19 protein-coding genes and 1 riboswitch are annotated in these 19884 nt (G+C 74.2%); of the genes, 5 read left to right on the top strand and 14 right to left on the bottom strand.

Features of this window, described 5'->3' with window-relative positions:
• Position 1 precedes the first annotated feature (1 nt).
• Both ACZ6Y7_RS09960 and ACZ6Y7_RS09955 read left to right on the top strand, forming a co-directional pair.
• On the top strand, positions 2-799 hold the full coding sequence (locus tag ACZ6Y7_RS09960) for an IclR family transcriptional regulator (protein WP_465757357.1): 798 nt from the start codon (positions 2-4) through the stop codon (positions 797-799).
• 275 nt (positions 800-1074) lie between these two features.
• Positions 1075-1623 (top strand): hypothetical protein, encoded by a 549-nt coding sequence (locus tag ACZ6Y7_RS09955; protein ID WP_465757356.1) that lies wholly within the window; start codon positions 1075-1077, stop codon positions 1621-1623.
• A gap of 101 nt (positions 1624-1724) precedes the next feature.
• Here ACZ6Y7_RS09955 and ACZ6Y7_RS09950 read toward each other — a convergent pair whose 3' ends face one another.
• Positions 1725-3011 carry a glycoside hydrolase family 16 protein gene (locus ACZ6Y7_RS09950; protein ID WP_465757355.1) on the bottom strand — a complete coding sequence of 429 codons (1287 nt, stop codon included), beginning with the start codon at positions 3009-3011 and terminating at the stop codon, positions 1725-1727.
• A riboswitch (cyclic di-AMP (ydaO/yuaA leader) is annotated at positions 3012-3141 on the bottom strand. It lies immediately after the preceding gene.
• Between the two features lie 451 nt (positions 3142-3592).
• Between ACZ6Y7_RS09950 and ACZ6Y7_RS09945 the strand changes: the two genes are divergently transcribed.
• Positions 3593-3922 carry a phenolic acid decarboxylase gene (locus ACZ6Y7_RS09945; protein ID WP_465757354.1) on the top strand — a complete coding sequence of 110 codons (330 nt, stop codon included), beginning with the start codon at positions 3593-3595 and terminating at the stop codon, positions 3920-3922.
• Between the two features lie 66 nt (positions 3923-3988).
• Here the strand turns inward: ACZ6Y7_RS09945 and ACZ6Y7_RS09940 are convergent, their stop codons facing one another.
• Positions 3989-5131: an alpha/beta hydrolase gene (locus ACZ6Y7_RS09940; RefSeq protein WP_465757353.1), complete on the bottom strand. Its 1143-nt coding sequence runs from the start codon at positions 5129-5131 to the stop codon at positions 3989-3991.
• A gap of 348 nt (positions 5132-5479) precedes the next feature.
• On the bottom strand, positions 5480-6100 hold the full coding sequence (locus ACZ6Y7_RS09935) for a TetR family transcriptional regulator (RefSeq protein ID WP_465757352.1): 621 nt from the start codon (positions 6098-6100) through the stop codon (positions 5480-5482).
• A gap of 137 nt (positions 6101-6237) precedes the next feature.
• On the opposite strand from ACZ6Y7_RS09935, the gene ACZ6Y7_RS09930 reads away from it, so the two are divergent.
• Positions 6238-7011 carry an SDR family NAD(P)-dependent oxidoreductase gene (locus tag ACZ6Y7_RS09930; RefSeq protein ID WP_465757351.1) on the top strand — a complete coding sequence of 258 codons (774 nt, stop codon included), beginning with the start codon at positions 6238-6240 and terminating at the stop codon, positions 7009-7011.
• 111 nt (positions 7012-7122) lie between these two features.
• Here ACZ6Y7_RS09930 and ACZ6Y7_RS09925 read toward each other — a convergent pair whose 3' ends face one another.
• The 6 genes from ACZ6Y7_RS09925 to ACZ6Y7_RS09900 form a co-directional block, all read right to left on the bottom strand.
• A complete protein-coding gene (locus ACZ6Y7_RS09925) occupies positions 7123-7728 on the bottom strand; it encodes a GNAT family N-acetyltransferase (protein WP_465757350.1) in 606 nt (201 codons plus the stop codon).
• Positions 7729-7761: 33 nt separating this feature from the next.
• Entirely contained in the window at positions 7762-8436 is a 675-nt protein-coding gene (locus ACZ6Y7_RS09920; protein ID WP_465757349.1) for a Pr6Pr family membrane protein, read from the bottom strand.
• A gap of 240 nt (positions 8437-8676) precedes the next feature.
• Entirely contained in the window at positions 8677-9678 is a 1002-nt protein-coding gene (locus tag ACZ6Y7_RS09915) for a phosphotriesterase family protein (RefSeq protein WP_465757348.1), read from the bottom strand.
• Positions 9675-10169: a carboxymuconolactone decarboxylase family protein gene (locus tag ACZ6Y7_RS09910; protein ID WP_465757347.1), complete on the bottom strand. Its 495-nt coding sequence runs from the start codon at positions 10167-10169 to the stop codon at positions 9675-9677. Before ACZ6Y7_RS09910 ends, ACZ6Y7_RS09915 begins: the two co-directional genes overlap by 4 nt.
• Before the next feature lie 16 nt (positions 10170-10185).
• Entirely contained in the window at positions 10186-10899 is a 714-nt protein-coding gene (locus ACZ6Y7_RS09905; protein WP_465757346.1) for a DUF4865 family protein, read from the bottom strand.
• 76 nt (positions 10900-10975) lie between these two features.
• The gene (locus ACZ6Y7_RS09900) at positions 10976-11542 is read right to left on the bottom strand and encodes a TetR/AcrR family transcriptional regulator (protein WP_465757345.1); all 567 of its coding nucleotides are present in this window, start codon (positions 11540-11542) and stop codon (positions 10976-10978) included.
• A gap of 288 nt (positions 11543-11830) precedes the next feature.
• Here ACZ6Y7_RS09900 and ACZ6Y7_RS09895 point away from each other — a divergent pair, with 288 nt between their 5' ends.
• Complete coding sequence (locus tag ACZ6Y7_RS09895; RefSeq protein WP_465757344.1) at positions 11831-12823, top strand: aldo/keto reductase; 993 nt, start codon at positions 11831-11833, stop codon at positions 12821-12823.
• A 161-nt stretch (positions 12824-12984) separates the two neighbouring features.
• On the opposite strand, the gene ACZ6Y7_RS09890 is transcribed toward ACZ6Y7_RS09895, so the two are convergent.
• The 5 genes from ACZ6Y7_RS09890 to ACZ6Y7_RS09870 form a co-directional block, all read right to left on the bottom strand.
• On the bottom strand, positions 12985-13806 hold the full coding sequence (locus tag ACZ6Y7_RS09890; protein WP_465757343.1) for a winged helix-turn-helix domain-containing protein: 822 nt from the start codon (positions 13804-13806) through the stop codon (positions 12985-12987).
• Positions 13807-14812: 1006 nt separating this feature from the next.
• Positions 14813-15448, bottom strand: coding sequence for a GTP-binding protein (locus ACZ6Y7_RS09885; RefSeq protein ID WP_465757342.1), 636 nt, complete (start codon positions 15446-15448; stop codon positions 14813-14815).
• Complete coding sequence (locus ACZ6Y7_RS09880; protein WP_465757341.1) at positions 15429-16121, bottom strand: DUF742 domain-containing protein; 693 nt, start codon at positions 16119-16121, stop codon at positions 15429-15431. Before ACZ6Y7_RS09880 ends, ACZ6Y7_RS09885 begins: the two co-directional genes overlap by 20 nt.
• A gap of 8 nt (positions 16122-16129) precedes the next feature.
• A complete protein-coding gene (locus ACZ6Y7_RS09875; protein WP_360490059.1) occupies positions 16130-16549 on the bottom strand; it encodes a roadblock/LC7 domain-containing protein in 420 nt (139 codons plus the stop codon).
• Positions 16546-19692, bottom strand: a complete 3147-nt coding sequence (locus ACZ6Y7_RS09870) for a sensor histidine kinase (protein ID WP_465757340.1) — start codon at positions 19690-19692, stop codon at positions 16546-16548. Before ACZ6Y7_RS09870 ends, ACZ6Y7_RS09875 begins: the two co-directional genes overlap by 4 nt.
• Positions 19693-19884 lie beyond the last annotated feature (192 nt).

Raw genomic sequence — 19884 nt, 5'->3', positions numbered from 1 at the left:
GGTGGTTGCGACCCCCGACACAGCATCGACGACAGGCTCCGACCGCGCGAGCGGCGGCGTGCAGTCCGTCGAGCGCGCCTTCCAGCTCCTGGAGGCGCTGGCCGACTCCGGCGGCGTGGCCACGCTCAGCGAGCTCTCCACCAGTTCCGGCCTCCCGATGCCGACCATCCACCGACTGGTTCGTACCCTCGTCCAACAGGGCTATGTCCGCCAGGACACCGCGCGCCGCTACACCCTTGGCCCCCGGCTGATCCGCCTCGGCGAGACCGCCGGCCGCCTGCTCGGCAGCTGGGCCCGTCCCTACCTGGCCGAACTCATGGAGGCCACCGGCGAGACCGCCAACCTGGCCGTCCTGGAGGGCGGCGAGGTGGTCTACGTCGGGCAGGTGCAGTCGCGGCGCTCGATGCGGATGTTCACCGAGGTCGGACGACGGGTGCAGCCGCACTGCACCGGCGTCGGCAAGGCGCTGCTCGCCCAGCTCCCCGAGGAGGAGGCCCGCGCCGTCCTCGGCCCCAACCCGCTGCCCGCGCACACCGAGTACACCGTCACCGACCCGCAGGAGCTGATGAACCAGCTCGCCGAGGCGCGCGAGCGCGGGTACGTGGTCGACGACCAGGAGCAGGAGATCGGCGTCCGCTGCATCGCCCTCGCCGTCCCAGGCGCGCCGACGCCCACCGCGCTCTCCGTCTCCGGACCGGAGGCCCGCATCCGGGCGCTGGAGGAGCAGGCCGGGGCCGCCTCGCTCGTCCCCGTGATGCACCAGATCGCCGCCCGCCTGGGGCAGGTCCTCGCACCCTGACGACTCCTGAGCCGACGCCCCGTCAACCCCGCTCTGCGGTGGGCGGGGCCTGCCCTCCTCCGTCCGGGCGGAGGGCCGGCGGCACGGCTCGGGTTACCGTCCGGTCGCCGCGACGGCTCGGCCACCCTGATGCCGGACGCGGCCCGCGACGGCGCGGGCGGCCGGAGCACGAGAGCAGGGTGAGCGGGATGCCGGACCAGGATGTACGGGGCGGCGCGCCAGGGCGGGGCCGCACGAGGAGCGGGAGGATCGGCGGGGCCCGGGTGGTGGCGGCCGTGACGACGGGCTGCGCGGTGGCGGTGCTGGCCACCGGCCCGTCCTGGGCGCTGCGCCGGCCGGAGCCCCGTCCGGCGGTGGAGGTCGGCGCTCCGGGGGCGGCGGGCTCGTCCACCGTGGTGTCCACCCTGCCCGCCGTGGTGCCCGCGCCCTCGCACTCGGACCTGGAAGTGGTGCGGATCGCCCCCGAGGGGGTGGCCCCCGGCGGCCTCACGACGCTCCACGCCTTCGTCGCCAACCGGGGCCCGGACACCACCGCCTCCCCGTTCACGGTCGTGGCCGCCCTGCCGGAGGGGGTCACGGCGGAGGGGCCGTTCTACCCCTCGGGCTGCGAGGTGCTCCAGAACGGCCACCGGGTGCAGTGCGTCTTCGGACCCGGGTTGAAGGAAGGACGCAGCGCGACCGCGCTCATCCCGCTCCGGCTCAGCCGCGACCTGGAGCCGGGCGAGCTGCACGGCGGCCGGGTCGCGGTGCACAGCGCGGACGACCGGAACGAGAGCGACAACCGCACGCCGTTCACCATCCCGGTGGTCGAGTCGGCGGGCTGACGGTTCCGGGACCACGTCCGTCCCACCGGTCACCGGCCGCCCGCGAGCGGCTGCCTGCTTCCGGTGACCGGGGGACGGTCCTACGGACTACCGGTCACCGGTCACCGGTAGACGCGGACGTAGTCGGCGGCCATGGTGATCGGGGCGGTCCCCTGCGGCGCCGGGTGGTACTGGCCCGCGCACACCGAGAGGTTGAGGATCAGGTACGCCGACCAGTTGGCGCCCACGCCCTTGCCGTCCGAGAAGACCTTGACGCCGTTGACGTACCAGTCCACCGAGGTGGCGCCGTAGTAGGTGCCGATGGTCACCCACTGGTCCTTCGCGATGGCACTCGCGTCGGTGTAGTACTTCGGGTTGCCGGGGTTGACGTGGTTGGTCAGCTCCAGCAGGTTCGGGTTGTCGGGGTGGTACTCGAAGGAGTCGATCTCCCCGTTGCCGTTCTTCCAGGTCCACAGGGCCGGCCAGGCACCGGTGCCGGCGGGCAGCTTGACCCGGGTCTCGGCGTAGTCGCCGGTCTTGACCTGGAAGCCCTCGCTGGAGCCCTCGGTGGTCAGGAAGCCGGTGTTCCAGGACTGCTTGCCGTTCTCCAGGGCCGGTCCGCCGGACGTGGCGGTGAAGGTGGCGACCCCGCCCGCGACGCTGACGTTGTTCTTGTTCAGCCAGTCGAGCTTGTTGTCGTCCGGGTTGTGGTTCCCGTACTTGTAGGCGGTGCTCTTGTCGCCGACCCAGCGCTGGCCCCAGGAGAGCGGGCCGTTGAACTCGTCGGACCAGGTCAGCGACTTGCCGGCGACCGGGGAGGTCGGCGCGGGGGTGCTGGTCGGGGTCGCGGTGGGGCTCGGGGTCGGGGTCGCGGTGGGGGTCGGGGTCGCGGTGGGGGTGGCGGTCGGCGCGGGGGTCGGGGTCGGCGCGGGGGTGGCGGTGGCCGAGACCACCAGCTGCTGCGAGGGCAGGTTGTGCCAGGCGCCGCCGAGGTCCTGCCAGAAGCCGAACTGGGTGTAGGTGCCGGCGGGCAGGGTGCGCGCACCGCTGGTGAAGTTCACACCGCTCGGGCAGATCTGCACGTTGGAGGCGTTGCCGGGGAAGTCCAGGTTGGTGCCGCGCGCGTCCCGCACGCCCACGCCCACGGTCTTCGCGGTGAAGCAGGCCGAGGAGTGCAGGGTGAGCGAGGCCGTGGTGGCCTTGCCCGCGACCATGGTGGCCGGGGCGAGGCGGTCCTGGGTGACGGTCGGCGCGGTGGCGGCCTGGGCACCGGTGACGGACGGCAGTCCGAGCAGTCCGGCGCCGCTGATGGCGAGCGCCCCGGTGGCGGCGAAGGCGGCGTTGCGGCCGCGGTGGGAGGGGCGGGCGTGGCGCGGCGCGCGGCGCCGGGCAGCGGCAGGCTGGGGCATGGGTCACCTCTGCGACGCCTGCGAGGTTAGCTGTCGGGTTCGGGCTGCAGTTGCCCGGCCGCCTGTGGAGCGGCTTCACCCCTAGCCTCGGCCCGCGCGCGCGTGCGCACGGGTCGGGCGCCGACCTTGGTTCCCCCGCTCCCGTCCGCTGTGGTGCTCGGTGACCCGCCGGCGGGTGGACAGGACTAGGCGTCCCGGCGGCGGGGTCCGCGAGGGGCGGACGCCGTTGCAGGCTAGGCAGGCCGTACGTGAACGGACAACTCCTCCGGGCCGGTTGTCGCGCAGCTCACAGCGGTGTCGATCAACGACGCTGCGTGGCGGCCGAGTTGATCATTCCGGGCGGGCCGGTGTGGCGCGGCAGGCGGTGCCGGGCGTGAGGGCGGGTGCAGGGCCCGGCATGGAGCCGGGCCCAGCGCCGGGGGTGGAGCCGGGCGTCGTGCCAGGCGGCGCGGTGACCCGTCCTGCGGCAAAGATCCGACGGGGTGCGCCCGGTCGGATAAATTTGAGCCTGACATCTTCCGCAGTGCACAAGAGCGCAGTGCACACGAGCACCGACCCCCGAAACGAGGAGCCGCCCCACCATGACCGCGCCCCTGCCCGCCTTCGCCGGCCGTACCTACGTCTTCCGGGCCGACAACGGCGCGGCCTTCCGCAACACCTACTCGGCCGACGGCACGCGGTTGCGCTGGGAGGGCCTCGGCGAGTCCGCGGGCCAGTGGGAGGACGTGCGGCTGCACGTCGCCGAGGTCGCGCCGGAGATCTACTTCATCAGCTGGACGGAGCAGAGCGGGATCACCGTCAGCCATGTGATGGACCTCAACAACCTCACGATCCGGGCCTTCTGGACCTTCGAGGGCGAGGGCGGCCGGGTCGGGCAGTTGCACACCGGGACGCTGGAGCGGGTGGCCTGAGCCACGTGACGATCGAACCCCCGGGGCCGCGGCCCCGGGGGTTCGGTCGTCTGGCGCGCCTGTCCGTCAGACGGCCTGGTCGGGCACCTTGAGTTGCTGGGACAGCCACTCCAGCGAGGAGGGCAGCAGCGCGCTCCAGGTCTCGAAGTTGTGGCCGCCGTTCTCCAGCATGCTGTACGAGACCTTCATCGGGCTCTGCGCGGCGTCGACGAAGGCCTCGGTCTCCCGGCGGTAGTCGCCGTCGCCCTTCTTGGTGCCGGCCAGCAGCACGGACACCTTGGGCGCCGGCAGGTTCTTCAGCCGCCACATCAGGTTGGCCTCGTCGCGGCGCTGCTTGCTGCCGCCGAACAGGTCACCGGTGGTCGGGTCGTCGGCGGCATCGTAGTAGGCGGAGAGGGCGACGGCGGTCGGGAACACGTCGGGGTGGCGCATGGCCAGCTTGAGCGCGCAGTAGCCGCCCGTGGAGTTGCCCATGAACGCCCAGGCCTGCGGGTCGGACGAGACCCGGAAGCTGGCCTGGATCGCCGAGGGCACGTCCTTGGTGAAGTACGTGTCGGACTGCGGACCGTTCGGGATGTCCTCGCACTCGGTGTCCTGCGGCAGCGCGGGCGACGGACGCATCAGCACCATGACGGTCGGCTGCATCCGGCCCTCCTGCAGCAGCTTGAGCGCCGCGCCGGGGTAGTTGAACCGGGTGATCAGGTTCTCGGCGATCCCCGGGAACCCGGTGCTGACGATCACGGCCGGGAACCGCTTCTGCGCGTACTCGGGCTGGAAGTACTGCGGGGGCAGGTACACGTAGCCCTCGGTCGACAGGCGGCTGACCGCACCGTCGATCCGGACCTTGCGGATCTCACCGGACTGGCCGGGCTCACGGCCCATCGCGCCGCCGCCCTTGACCGCCGCGTGGCCGACGGTCTCCACCAGCAGGCGCCCGGAGGCGTCCGCCTTGTTGTGGATCACCACCGGGCCGGTGTCACCGGTGCCCAGGAGGTCGTCCCAACTGCTGTAGAAGGCGAAGTAGTTGTTCGCCACCAGGCCGAGCGCCGCGAGCACCGTGAGCTGGGTGGCGAGCAGGGCGCCGATCCGGCCGAGCACCGCCCGCCAAGTCTTCCCGGCCAGCCTGGGCCAGAGCCAGACCGTTCCCCCCATGACCACGACGGCGATCAATACGGTCAGCGCCAGCACCTTGTGGCTCGTCAGACCCATGTCCTACTTGCTCCCACGCCTCGAACTCCAGCCCCTCCGCTGGGGACATCCGAGGAGCTCACCCCGGTTCCCCGCCGGGACACGAAGATCAACCCTAGCGGGAGCTGGGAGAAGGCTGACGGGCGGCTGGGAGTTCGCGGGGAGCGGCCGCTCGGGTCTCGGGCGGCCGGGGCCGACTGGAGGGTTCGGCTGACAGATTTCAGATGACAGATTTCGAAATCTGTCATCTGAAATCTGTCGGTTGACATCTGTCAGCCGTTTCCCGCGACACGGGAGGGGCATCACGGGCCGACGCGACCCGACGTGACCCGACGCGACCCGACGCGACCCAGACGCGGCCCCGCACGCTCAGGACACCTGCTCCCAGAGCCGCAGGCCCGCCGTGAGCTCGCGCACGCAGCGCGCGCCGAGCTCCTGCGGGGAGCCGGGGCCGGTGGCGGCGACAGAGGAGGCGGCCCACTGCTCCAGGGCCACCCGGATCGCCGCCGTCGCGGCGGCGGCGGCCAGCCGGATCTCCAGCGGGTCGACGCCCTGCGGGCAGCGTTCGGCGAGGACGACGCGCAGCCGCTCCTCCGACTCGGCGTGGACGCGCTGCCAGGTGCCCTCCAGCCGCGGGTCGCGCAGCAGGCTTCGGGTCCACCGCATCATCTCGGCACCCGCTTCGTCGCCCGGCGTCAGCGACGCGACCGCAGCCCGCTCCAGGGCCTCGCGCAGCGGCAGGTCGGCGGGGCTGTCGGCGAGCCGGTCGACCCACTGCCGTCCGCCCGCCGCGAGCAGCGGCGCCACGGCGTCCTCCTTGACGGAGAAGTACCGGTAGAAGGTGCGCAGCGAGATGCCCGCGGCGAGGGCGATCTCCTCGGCAGTGGTGGCCTCGGCCCCCTGTTCGGCGAAGAGCGCGGCGGCGGTGCGGGCGATGTCCAGCCGGGTGGCGTCACGGCGGCGCTGGTTCAGGGTCGGGCGTCCGGTCACGGGGTCAGCCTACGCGGGCGGGTGCCACTGTGGCAGCACACGCCTGAATGGCACGACGAGACTTATTGGCACGACGTGCCACTTGGGCGTACCGTGTCTCGTGAGGTCGAGAGACCACGAACGAACGGAGTACCACCATGGAGCGCTTCAGCGGACGGAACGTCCTCGTCACGGGCGGCGGCTCGGGCATCGGCCGGGCGACTGTGCACCGGATCCTCGCCGAGGGCGGGAAGGTCGTCGCCGCGGACGTCGACGAGGACGGTCTGAAGAGGACCCTGGACCGCGCGACCACGGACGGCACCGCGGACCGGCTGGCCATCCGGGTCCTCGACGTCTCCGACGAGACCGCCGTCGTCGCGGGCGTCGCCGAAGCGGTGGCCGGCCTGGGCGGCCTGGGCGGCCTGGACGTCCTGGTCAACGCGGCCGGCATCCTCCGCTCCTCGCACACCCACCAGACCAGCCTGGAGTTCTGGAACAAGCTCCTCGCGGTGAACCTCACCGGCACCTTCCTGATGACCCGCGAGGCGCTCCCCGCCCTGCTCGCCGGCGGCCGGGGCGTGGTGGTCAACTTCAGCTCCACCTCCGCAAGCTTCGCCCACCCCTACATGGCCGCGTACGCCGCGACCAAGGGCGGCATCCAGTCCTTCACCCACGCCATCGCCGCGGAGTACGCGAAGCAGGGCCTGCGTGCGGTCTGCGTCGCACCGGGCAGCATCGACAGCGGCATGACCAACAACCCCGGCCTGCCCGCGGACGCCGACTTCAGCCTGCTCGCGAAGCTCTCCCCCGCCCTCGGCCAGGGCTTCGCGGGCCCCGAGAAGGTCGCCGGCGTGATCGCCATGCTCGCCTCCGAGGACGGCGCCTTCGTCACCGGCACCGAGATCCGCATCGACGGCGGCACCCACATGTGATCCGCCCGCTCCCGCAGGCCCGACGACGGGGCCCGTGCCGCCTCCGCCCCGGGTGCGGCCCGGGCCCCCTTCGCGCGCTTCCGGTGCCCGGGCGCCCGGCTGCCGCGGCGCTCAGTGGAGGGGCTTGGACAGCAGGACCTCCCTTGCCGCCCCGGCCGCCCCGACGGCCCCTGCCACCCCGGCAGACCCGGCGGACCCGGCGGACCCGGCGGACCCGGCGGACCCGGCGGACCCGGCGGCTCCAGCGTCCTCAGGGGCCTCAGGGGCCTCAGGGGCCTCAATGAGCCCGGCGAGGGGCGCCACGGGGGTGAAGCCATGGCGGCGGTAGAGCGCGAGGGCGGGGGTGTTGGCGGGGAGGACGGCGAGGTGGAGGGTGGTGCCGCCGGTGCCGCGGGCCCAGCGTTCCACCTCCTGGATCAGGAGGTCCGCGATGCCCTGGCCGCGCGCCTGCGGGGCGACCCACAGCGAGCGCAACTCCCGTACCCCGTCCGGGGACCCGTGCAGGCCGCCGACGAGGCCGACGGGCGCTTCGTCCAGGAACGCGGCGACGTGGTGGGCACCCGGGAGGTGGAGGCGGGCGTGCCAGCGTTGCTCCCCGCCGTCGCGCCACTCGGCGAGGCCATACCTGAAGGCGTGCGGCGCGTCGGCGAGGGCGGCGAGGCGCAGGTCTCGCCAGAGCGGCCAGTCGGCGGTCGTGAGGGTCCGGAGGGTCGCCATGCCGGTCACCGTAGAACTTGCACGTGGTGGCCGTCAGCCCGTTCCGGCGCGGGCGTGACGACCCCTCGGGGCGGTGCCGTCACGGGCGTCGCGGTGGGCCGCGGCGGCGTTGCCCAGCGCGGCGACCGCGGCGCCGACCAGGAGGAAGGCCACCGTCATCAGGAAGCAGGCCCCGGCCACCCGGCGGTAGCCGCCGTGCCGGCTCGGGTCGAGGAACGTGTACGGGTACCAGTCGGCGGCGTGGCCGCGCAGCAGCGCGTACGTCAGGTACAGCAGCGGGAACGCCGTCCAGCCGAGCACCGCGACCGGACGGATCCGCCGGACCGGCGGATCGATCAACCAGTCGGCGAACGCGAGCAGGGGCAGCACCCGGTGCACCGCGTCGCCCACCCACGGGATCACCAGGTGCTCCGGGTACGTCGCCAGCAGCGTGCCGTAGAACAGCCCGGTGATCGCCAGGTAGAGCACGACCGCGCCGCGCAGCTCGTCCGGCACCGGGCGGCGGCCGGTGAGGCCCGCCCAGCCGCCGTAGCCCAGGACGGCGGCGCCGGCGAGGTTGCTGAGATTGGTGAAGTAGCTGAAGAAGTCCAGCACCCCGGTGGTGTCGGTCGCCGCCCGGTAGCCGGAGAAGCCGAGGGCGACGGCGACGAAGACCGCGACGGCGAGCCGGGCGGGTGCGAGCCACGAGTACGTCGCTGGTGCGGGCATCGTCGGGTCCGCCTCTCTGGGGGCGCCCCTCATCCGGCGGGAGGGCTATTCGGATTCAAACCCGGACGGGCGGAGTCGGCCACAGCAGCGCGGGCTGTGCGGCCCGGGGCTGCTCGGCCGCGGGCTGCTCGGGCGGGGGCTGTGCGGCCGAGGGCTGCTCGGGCGGGGGCTGTGCGGCCGGGGACTGCGCGCTCGCGGGCTGCTCGGCCCCTGCCCGGCCGCGGGCTGCGTGTCGCGGGGTCAGGGCGTGCGCCAGTCGACGGCGAAGGCGGCGGCCGGGTTGGCGGTGAGGAGCAGCTCGGGCAGCTCGGGACCGAAGGTGCGGGCGAGTCGCGGGGCGAGGTCGGTGAGCAGCCGGGTCGGGCCGCCGGCCTGCCGGGCGGTGCGGGTGGTGGTGTCGGCGCCCAGCAGCAGCCGGTCGGCGTGGCCCGCCTCGACCAGGTCGGCGATGACGTCGAAGGCCTGGAGGTCGCCCGGGTGCCCGGGCCGGGACGGGCTGTCCAGCGCGAGGTGGACGCCTTCGGCGGCGAGGCTGCGGTAGACGGCGGGGTCGGGGAACCGGGTGAGGTGCCCGAGGACGATCCGGTCGGGCCGGACCCCGTGCCGGTCGGCGAGCCGGGACAGCACCCCGTGCGGATCGCCGTCGGGTTCGAGGTGGACGGCGATCGGCGCACCGGTGGCGTGGTGCGCCTCGGCGGCCGCGGCCATCGTCCGGCGGGTGTGGGGGGTGGTGCGTCCGACGTCGTCCGCGACCTTGATCAGTCCGGCGCGGACGCCCCGGGGTGCGCCGGGAAGGCCGGCGGTGAGGTCCGCGACGAAGCGTTCGGCGAGGTCGGCGTACGGGACCGGCCCGGGCGCGTAGTGGACCTCCTGGTGCGTTCCGGTGGCGGCGACGACGTGGACGCCGGTCGCGCGGGACAGCGCGGCGAGGGACTCCTCGCCCCGGCCCATGCCGTGCGGGGTCCACTGGACGAAGGACCGTCCGCCGGCGGCCGCGAAGGCGTGCAGGACCTCCTCGGCGGCGACCGGGTCGTCCAGCTCCTGGCCGGGGAGCAGCGGGCTGCGGATGAAGAGGTGGTCGTGGGAGTCGGTGACGCCGAGTTCGACGGGATCGAGGTCGCCGAGGACGGTGCGGACGCGGGCGGTGCGAACGGCGGGAGTGCCGACGGCGGGGGTCGTGGGGGCCGTGGGGGTGGTGGGGTCCGTAGGTGCAGTACGGTCCGTGGGGTCCGCCGGGGTCATCGGTCGTCCTCGGGGGCGGTGGGCGCGGCTTCGGCGAAGGTGGCGGCGGCGACGCGCAGGCCGGCCAGGGCCTTGGGGACGCCGACGTACGGGGCGAGGTGCACCACGACCTCGGTGATCTCCTCCTTCGTCAGGCCGATCCGCAGGCTGTTGCGCACGTGGTCGGCCAGCTGGGGCTCCACGCCGCCGAGGGCGGTGAGCGCGGCCAGGTTGGCGATCTGGCGGTCGCGCAGGGCGAAGCCGGGGCGCTGGTAGGTGCCGCCGAACAGGCTGGTGACGATCCAGTCCGGGAAGCCGGGGGCGAGGGCGTCCAGGCCACCGAGGGTGCCGACGGCGACCGGGCCTGCGAGGTCCGCGAGCAGGGCGTAACCGGCTTCGCGGTCGAGCGGGGCGGGGGCGAGGTCGGCGGGCAGCAGACCGGCCGCCGTGGGTACGGCAGCTGTGGGTGCGGCAGCCGTGGGGGTGCTGGGGGTGCTGGGGGCGCTGGTCACGGGGTCAGGGGTCCTTTCACCAGTGGCGGCCGGCCGGGAGCCGGTCCAGTTCGGGGCGGGAGAGGTGCAGCACCCGGTACCGGACACCGGGCGCGTCCTCCGGGGCCTCGCCGTGCCAGAGGACGACGCGGAGCAGTTCCCAGCGGCTCGGGTCCACGGCGACGGCGGCGGTGTGCAGGGCCGGGCGGCCCGGCAGTGGCGCGGATCCGGCCGGTCCGGCGAGGTCCGCCAGTTCGGCGACGGCGCGGGAGACGGCCTCGGCCGGGTCCGCGCCCTCCGGCAGTCGCACGGTGTCGCGGGTCGCGGTGGTGGGGCTGGGCACAGCGGCCGGGGTGGGCACGGTGGCCGCACTGGGCACAGCGGCCGGGGTGGGCACGGTGGTCGGGGGCGTCGTGGCCGTCGGAGTGCTCTCCGCCGAGGCCGGCGCGCTGCCGTGGACCAGGCCCGCTCCGAGCCAGTGGCGGACCGTCGGGCGGCCGAAGTCGGCGCTCAGGCCGCGGAAACCCGGGCCCCAGAGGAAGCCGTTCATGCCCTCGGCGGTGCGCCACAGGTAGAACGGCGCGTACTGGTTGACGGGCGACCCCTGCCGCCCGCGTTCGCGGACCAGGTACGCCTTGAGGCCGAGGCCGGGATGGGCGTCGAGCAGGTGGCCCTTGTCGGCGACGCGCTTGCGGATGATGCCCATGTCGTAGTCGGCGGGCAGGGTGATCTCGTACTGCATGGCGTGCACGGTGGTCCTCCTCGGGTCGGTCCAATCGGGCTGGGCGGGCTGAACGCGTATCCGGCGGGCGCCCGGCAGGCGTCCGTCAGGCCGGGCGGTGGGCCGCGAGGAGGCCGAGGGCGCCGCGGACTGCCCGGTCGAAGGGCTCCGCGCTGTCCGCGGCGCGCGCCAGGACGTAGCCGCCCTGGACGACGGCGACCACGGCGGCCGCGGTGTCGGCCGGGTCGAGAGCGGGGGCGAACTCACCGCCCGCCTGGCCTTCGGCGACCAGCTCGGCGATCCGGCCGCGCAGCCAGTCGAAGGTCTCCTCGACGGGGGCGCGCAGCTGCGGGTCGGCGACCACGTCCGGGTCCTGCGCCATCCGGCCGATCCGGCAGCCGCGCAGGACGTCGCGGTCGCGGCGCAGGTAGGCGGCGATGCGGTCGTACGCGGTGCCGGGGGCGGCGAGGTCGGCCTCGGCGATGCCGCGCATCTGCTCGGCGCTGCGGCGCAGGGCGGCCGCGGCGAGGTCGGGCTTGCCGGTGAAGTGGTGGTACATGCTGCCCTGGCCGACTCCGGAGCGCTGCTGGATGGCCTTGGGGCTGGTGCCGACGTAGCCGCGCTCCCAGAGGAGGGCCTGGGTGCTCTCGATGAGACGGTCCTGAGTGCTCATGCGGATCACTGTACATACCAGTAGGTACAGAAGGCCAGGGGTGCGCCGAATCCGGGTCGACGAGCCGTGGACGACCGAGGGCCGTGCGCCGCCCCCCGGCGGCCACGGCCCCTCGACGGTTCGTCATCCCCCTTACTAACCAGGGGCATTCCGGAACGGCCGGTGGCGCGCGTCACGTCACGCACGGTCGCCGACGGCTCGCGGCGGGCAGTCAGCCGGGGCCCGCGCGAACCGGGTCGGACCGACCAGAGACTTGATCGACCGGACCCGGCTGGCAAGATGTCCGGCATGAGCTACCTCGCCGCGGATGACCGCTATGGCTCCATGACCTACCGGAAGGCCGGCCGCAGCGGCATCCAGCTGCCCGCCGTCTCCCTCGGCCTCTGGCACAACTTCGGCGACGCCCAGCCGCTGGAGGTGCAGCGCGCGGTGCTGCGCCGGGCCTTCGACCGGGGCGTCACCCACTTCGACCTGGCCAACAACTACGGCCCGCCGTACGGCAGCGCCGAGCGCAACTTCGGCTACCTCTTCGCCCAGGACTTCCGGCCGTACCGGGACGAGCTGTTCATCGCGACCAAGGCCGGCTGGGACATGTGGCCCGGCCCGTACGGCGACGGCGGCAGCCGCAAGTACCTGCTGGCCAGCCTCGACCAGTCGCTGGACCGGATGGGGCTCGACTACGTCGACGTCTTCTACTCGCACCGCTACGACCCGGACACCCCGATCGAGGAGACGATGGGCGCCCTGGACAGCGCGGTGCGCTCGGGCAAGGCGCTGTACGCCGCGATCTCCAACTACCCGGCGGAGCAGCACCGGGAGGCGGTGGCGATCCTGCGGGAACTGGGCACACCGGTGCTGATGAACCAGTCGGCGTACTCGATCCTCAACCGGTACGTGGAGGAGACCGGCGTCCTGGACGCGGTGGGCGACACCCAGACCAGCCTGATCGCCTACTCTCCGCTGGCCCAGGGCCTGTTGACGGATCGTTACCTCAGCGGGAAGGTGCCGGCGGGCTCGCGGATGTCGGTCGGGAAGTTCCTGACCGAGGAGGCGCTGACCGGGCCGAAGCTTGAGCAGCTGCGAGCGCTGAACAAGATCGCCGAGCGGCGCGGGCAGTCGCTGGCGCAGCTGGCGCTGTGCTGGGTGCTGCGGGACCCGCGGGTCGTGTCGGTGATCATCGGCGCAAGCAGCGTGGCCCAACTGGACCAGAACCTGGCGGCGTTGGCCGGGGAGCCGCTGACGGCGGAGGAGCTGGCGGAGATCGACCTGCTGAGCCGCTGAGGCACCGCGACGCCGAGCGGCCCCGCTCCCGGGCGACGCACCCGTGACAGATGACAGCGAACAGATGTTGAAATCTGTTCGCTGTCATCTGTCATCTGTTATCTGTTCGCTGTCATCTGTTCGCCGTCGCCGGTCAGACCGCGGCGGCCAGACGGCGCCGGTCAGACGGCGGCCGGGGTGTACTTGTAGCCGACCCGGCGGACCGTCACGATCGTGTCGCGGTAGGCCGGTCCGAGCTTGCGGCGCAGCCGGGCGACGTGCACGTCGACGGTCCGGCCGTCCCCGACGTGGCCGTAACCCCAGACGGCTGACACCAGGTGGTCCCGGGTGTGCACCCGCTGCGGGTGCTCGGTGAGGTGGGCCAGCAGCTCGAACTCCAGGTAGGTGAGGTCGAGCAGCCGCCCGTCGACGTAGGCGTTGCGCCGCTCGGTGTCGACGCTGATGCCGCGACCGGCCGGACGCGCCGCGCGGACACCCGCCGGGCCACCCGCCGGGCCACCTGCCAGGACGTCCGCCGGGGCGGGCGCCGCGGGCAGGGCCGAGCCGACCGTCACCGGGGTCTCGGCCGGCACCAGCACCAGGTACCCGACCATCGGGTTCCCGTTCGCGCCGCCGAACTGCGTGCCGTACTGGGCGAGCAGACCCTGCGGCAGCAGGCCTTGCGGCAGGGCGGCGACCACGGTCGCCCCCTCCGGCAGCGCGGCGAGCAGTGCCTGGGGCGCCGGCGGGACGACCGCGCCCGGCTGCGCCGCGGCGGCCGTCGGGAGGCCGACGGGGCGGGGCGGCCTCAGGGACGTTCCCGCGAGCCCGACCGGACCGACCCCGGCCGGACCCGGCCCGCCCGGCGCGGCGGAGGCGCCGGACGGCACCGCGGGCGGCGGAGGGAGGGGGGCGGCGGGAGAGCCGGACGGAACCGAGCGGACCGCGCGCAGGTGCGGGGTCGTGGTGGGCAGGGGCAGGGTGGCCGTGGAGGAAGAAGACATGGTGTGCCGCTCATTTCGCGCGTGACGGACGGGGTGGAGTCGTCTGCGCGTCGACCGGGCGTACTGCCGTGGGCTGGACCGGATCGAACCGGGTCAGCGGGCGGAGGGCCGGGACGCGCTGGGCGAGCCCGGACACGTCTGATCGAACAGGTGCGGCTGCCGGGACGGCCAGAACGGCTGGAGGTCGGGGCGACCCCGCCGGCTGTCCGCAGCGCGGCCCGCGCGCCCGTTCCACCGTCCGGTCCGGCCACCGCCCGCGCACGTCGCGGGGCCCGCGCCGGTCGTTCGGGCACGGCCGACGGCGGCGGGGGCTGGTGTGGGGCAGACGATGTTCACTGTGGTCTCTCCGCTGGGCGGTCCGGTTTGGTCGGCCGCGGGCACGCCGGACGGCGGTCCGCTACGGCCTGGTCGACGGGATCGGCGGTGCGTCGGGCGGTGGTGGCCGGTGGGCCGGAAGCGCCGGGGACGTACCGGGACGGGACGAGGCCGGTCAGCGACAACACGCGCTGCAGATGAGCGCGTGGTCGATGTAGCGGCGGACGGTGAGCACCGGGACGGCAGCGCCCGAGCGGGCGGAGCCGGGCATGAGGGGCCCGGACACGGTGGTGACGGTGCGTCGTCGGCCGACGGTCATCCTGCTGCCCCTCCCCTCGTTCTGCGCGTGGCGGCGCACCGCTTCCGGTGCGCGCCGACGGGTCCTCGCCGGATCTCCGAAGGCCGTCCGCCGGTCGGCGCCCATGCGGAACGGGCGTCTCCGGGGCTCCCGACGGCATGGCCGGGCGGCCTTCGTCCCCAGAGCCTTCCACGGCCGGGCCACTCCAGGCAACCTTCCGAACACCGACCGTCCGGGATGCGGACAACCGAATGAGACGTCGGTGGGCGCGGACGGTCTCCGCGCCGCCGCCTGAGGCCTCCTCAGGCCCCGGACGTGGCGGGGATCCCAGCGCGGATCCCACCATGGGTCCCCGCCCGACCCCCGCAGGGAAAGCCCAGGTCAGAAGCGGATTCAGGCCCGGACGGGAGCGCCGTGCCGACGGGCCGCGGCGTGCTCGACCAGGGCGACGAGCAGGTCCTTCCCGTCCTCCCGCAGCCGCGCGTCGCAGAGCAGCACGGGGATGTCCGGATCCAGGTCGAGCGCGTCCCGCACCTCGTCGGGCGAGAAGCGCTCGGTGCCCTCGAAGCAGTTCACGGCGACCACGAACGGGATGCCGCGCTGCTCGAAGAAGTCGACCGACGGGAAGCAGTCCGCCAGCCGCCGGGTGTCGGCGATCACCAGCGCGCCGAGCGCGCCGCGGGCCAACTCGTCCCAGACGAACCAGAACCGGTCCTGCCCGGGGGTGCCGAACAGGTAGAGCGCGAGGCCGGGCCGCAGGTCGATCCGGCCGAAGTCCATCGCCACCGTGGTGGTGCGCTTGGCCTCCACGCCCGAGGTGTCGTCCACCGGGCGGCCCAGCTCGCTGAGCTCCTCCTCGGTGCGCAGCGGCCGGATCTGGCTGACGGACCCGACCAGGGTGGTCTTGCCCGCGCCGAAGCCGCCCGCGACCAGGATCTTCACGGCGACGCCCGGGCCGCCGCGCCACCGCGGGTCGTTCGGGTTGCCGCCGCCCGGGCCGGGGTGGTGGTCAGAGCGCTCGGAGTCCATTGATCACGTCTCGCAGCAGGCGCTCGTCCGGCAGCTCGGCGAGCGGAACGGGTCGGGTGACGCTGATCAGGTCGGCGTCGTAGAGGTCGCCCAGCAGCACGCGCACCACGCTGACCGGCAGGTCGGTGAAGGAGCCGAGTTCGGCGACGGACAACGGCTCGTGGCGGCACAGGGCCAGCAGTGTCTGGTGCTCGGGGTCGAGGACGTGCGCGGGCACGGCCCCCGCGTCCGGCCCGGGCTCGGCGGCGGTGATCAGCGAGATCAGGTCGAACAGCCCCTCCTCGACCGGCCGGGTGCGGCCGCGGGTCATCGAGTAGAGCCGCACGACCGGGCCGGCCTCGTCGTCGAACCAGCGGTCGTCGACCGGGGTGCGCGGCTGGAACAGGTCGACCGCGGGCCCGTCCGGCTCCCCCTGCTCCCGGCCCGTCCCCTCCCGATCCATCCGGTCGTGTCCCGTCCGGTCCTGGCCCATCCGGTCACGGTCCACCTCGGCGTCCGGATGCCGAGACGTCTCCGCACCGGACACCTCGCCGCCGGACGCCTCGCCACCGGACGTTCCCGCGCCGGACGCCTCCGCGGCGGACGGCCCCTCCGTGCCCACGGGCACCTCGGGACCGTCCGGCAGGTCCGGCACGTCCGGCACGTCCGGCAGGTCCGCCTTCGGATCCGACATCGGCCCGCTCATCTCCCCGGCGGGGCGGTCTCGGTGCGCGGCTCGGCGGCCATGTGCTCGCCGACCCGCTTGACCAGCAGGGCCATCTCATAGGCGATCTGACCGATGTCGGCCTCGGCGTCGCTCAGCACGGCCAGGCAGCTGCCGTCGCCGGCGGCCGTGATGAACAGGAAGGCCTCGTCCAGCTCCACCATGGTCTGCCGGACGCCGCCGACCTTGAAGTGCCCGCCGGCGCCCTTGGCCAGGCTGTGGAACCCGGCCGCGACGGCGGCCAGGTGCTCGGCGTCCTCGCGGTCGAGGTCGCGGGAGGCGCCGGTGGCCAGGCCGTCGCTGGAGAGGATCACCGCGTGCCGCAGGGCCGCGACGCGCCCCACGAGGTCGTCCAGGAGCCAGTTGAGGTCCCCGGACGGCTGCGTCGAAGTGGTCATGAATCAGTTCCTTCCGCTGGAGCGGGTGGTGCAGGTGAGGCAGGTGAGGCAGGTGATGCAGGTGGTACTGGAGAAGCGGGTCCTGCGGATGCTTCCGGTCGTACGGGTACCTCGGATCGCGCGGATGCCTCGAATCGCGCGGGAGTTTCGAATCGCGCGGGCGCTGCGGGCCGTACCTGCGGCGCCGGCGGGACCGGCGGACCGGGGACCTGGCCGGGGCGCACCGGCTGCCCGGGCGGCTGCCGACGGACGAGCGGCGCCCGCGCGCCGTCCGAGGGCGCGGGCAGCGCCGCCGGGGCGGGTGCCGGGCTGATCGCCTTGCGGGACGGATCCGGCGGCTGCCAGAGCGGTACGGCGGCGAGCCGGTCGCGTGATGCGCCGTCCCTCGGCGTGCCCCGGCGGTCCGGGGCGGAGCCGGTACGCTCCGTCGGCACACTAGCGCCTCGACCCCGGGTGAAGCCGCGCTGGAAGGAGGCGAAGGCCGCCCGGGCCTCCTCGGGCGAGCGCTCCCGCGCCTCCCGTGCTTCCCGGGCGTCCCGAGCGGCGCCGGCGTCCTCCGGCGCGTCCGCGCCGGCCCGGGCGGCCGGGCCGCCCGCTGCGCGGAATCGTTCCTTCACCTGCTCGGCGAACTGCTCCCTCAGCTGCGGCGCCAGGTTCGCCTGCCGGACCCGCCGCGGCAGACCACCGGCCGTCCGCGGCCCGGCGTCCACCGGCGGAACCTCAGCCGCGGCAGGCCCCTCGACGGCGACCGTGGAGGCTCCGGCGGCCTCGGCGACCGCGACAGCCTCGGCGACCGCGGCGGCTTCGGCAGCCGCGACGGCCTCGGCCGCGGCGGCCACCACCACGTCCTCCCGCCGGTGCCGCCCGGTCGCCGGCGCGCCCTCGACGTCCGCCCCGGGCGAGGGCACCAGGACCGGGCCGCCCTTGGTCCGCGACGCCCGACGCGGCAGACCGCCCGCCGTCCGCCCGGCCTCCGGTGCGGAGGGTCGCGGCCCGCCGGTCACCCGGTGCCGACCGCCCGTACCGCCCGAACCGCCCGCACCGGCGCCCGAGGAGGACCGCGGGGAAGAGCCCGCAACGGAGCCGGACGACGCACCCGAGGACCCGCCCGAAGACCCGCCCCGGGACGCCCCGGGACGCTCGCCGCCCGACCCTCCCGAGCCCGGCACCGCGACCAGGTCCCGCGGCCCGCGCCGCCCGCCGTTCACGGCCCGCCGCCCGGCCGCGGCCGGTTCCGGCAGTCCGTCCGGCGCCTCGGCGAGCAGCTCGCGCGGGATCAGCACCACCGCCGTCGTCCCGCCGTACGGGGACGGCCGCAGGTGCACCCGGATGCCGTGCCGCCGGGCCAGCCGGCTGACCACGAACAGGCCCAGCCGGTCGGTGTCGGCGAGGTCGAACTCCTGCTCCACGGCGAGGCGTTCGTTGATCTCGGCGAGCAGCTGCTCGCTCAGCCCGAGGCCGCGGTCGTCGATCTCCAGCGCGAAGCCGTGCGCCACCACCTCGCCCTGGACGGTGACCTGGGTGCTCGGCGGGGAGAACACCGCGGCGTTCTCGACGAGTTCGGCGATCAGGTGCGTGACGTCCGCGACGGCGCTGCCGAGCAGGCCGGTGCCGGGGAACGGCCGGACGGTCACCCGGGCGTAGTCCTCGACCTCACCGACGGCCGCCCGGACCACGTCCACCATCCGGACCGGCTTGCGCCAGGCACGCCCCGGCGAGCCCCCGGCCAGGATGATCAGGCCCTCGGCGTGCCGGCGCATGCGGGTGGTGAGGTGGTCGACCTTGAAGAGGTCCTCCAGCTCCGCCGGGTCCTCGGTGCGGCGCTCCATGGTGTCGAGCAGGGTGAGCTGGCGGTGCAGCAGCACCTGGCTGCGCCGGGCCAGGTTGACGAACACGGCGGAGACCCCGCGGCGCAGTTCGGCCTGTTCGACGGCGGCCTCGACGGCGGCGCGCTGCACCGCGTTGAAGGCCTGGCCGACCTGGCCGATCTCGGCGGCACCGAAGTGCAGTTCGGGCGCCTCGGTGGCCACGTCCACCGGTTCGCCGCGACGCAGCCGCCGCATGACGGAGGGCAGCCGGGTGCCGGCCAGCTCGTTGGCCGCGTTGCGCAGGCCGATCAGCTCGCGGGCCAGGCCGCGCCCGATCCGGAACGAGATCATGATCGTCAGCACGACCGCGACCAGGCCGATCGCACCGGCGATGCCGCCCCGCCAGAGCATCCCGATCGCCGCGGAGTGGGCGCGTTCGTCCAGTCCGGCGGCGATCCGGCTGTTGATCGAGGCGAGGTCCCCGAGCGCCCGGTCCGCGGTCACCCGCCAGGAGTCGCTGTTGAGTGCCTGGACCACCCGGTCGGGACCGCCGGCACCGACGAAGTCCGCCTCGGCGCGGGCCAGCGCGTTCCAGGCCTCGCCGCCGCGCAGGGCGACGTAGTCGGACTGGTCGGCGGGTTCGAGCTCGGCGATGTAGACGGTGAACAGCGCCTGCTGGTTGTGCAGGGCGTCCAGCGCGACCTGGTACTGCTCGGCCGTGGGCTTTCCGGCGCTGGTGCGCAGTCCCTCCATCGCCGCGTCCTCCTGCGCCAGGTACTCACGGGCGCGGGACAGCTCGATCAGGATGGTTCCCTGGCGCGGGAGTTGACCGCTCTGCCGGGCGACGTACGCGGACCGGAAGCCGAACACCGGCTTGACCAGGTCGCTGTACTGGTCCAGCGCGAACTCCCAGTTGAGCGCCAGGCGGCCGACCTGGGAGCGCAGCGGGCCCATCTGGTCGGCGGCGGCGATGATCTGCACGAAGCGTCCGCGCTGGGCGGTGGAGAGCTTGCTGCCGCTGCCGTCCTTCAGCTGCCGCAGGACGGTGAGGCTGCGGTCGGTGGCCGCCTTGGCGTGCTCGTAGGCGTCCCGGGCGACGGGTGAGCGCGGGTCCGCCAGGCGCTGGACGGCGGCGCGGCGCTCGTCCTGCAGGTCGTTGGCGTACTGGTCCACCGGACCGGAGAACTCCTTGTACGTACGACTGATCCTCAGCTGATTCCAGACGTCCCCGGTGGTGGCGATGGTCGCGTACACCCACAGGGCGGCGAGCGCCACGATGGGCACCAGGAGCAGCGCGATGATCTTCGCGCGGATCGAGCTGCTGCGCAGACGCATGGAGTCCTCGGTCGGGAAGTGCCAGGCGCGGACAGGGCGGGGGGGAGGAGTGAGAGGGAGAGGGTGAGGGAGGGAGGGGCCTTGGAAGCGACGGGTGCGGCGGGTGCGACGGGGGATGGAGAGGGGGTTGGAGGGGCCTCCCGGCGCAGGTCTGCGCGACTCTACTACGCCCTGACCACTCGTTCGAGGGTC

Source organism: Kitasatospora sp. NPDC053308 (genome assembly GCF_055585785.1).
Note: the sequence above shows the minus strand (reverse complement) of the source record. Positions and strands in the feature narration are given on the sequence as shown.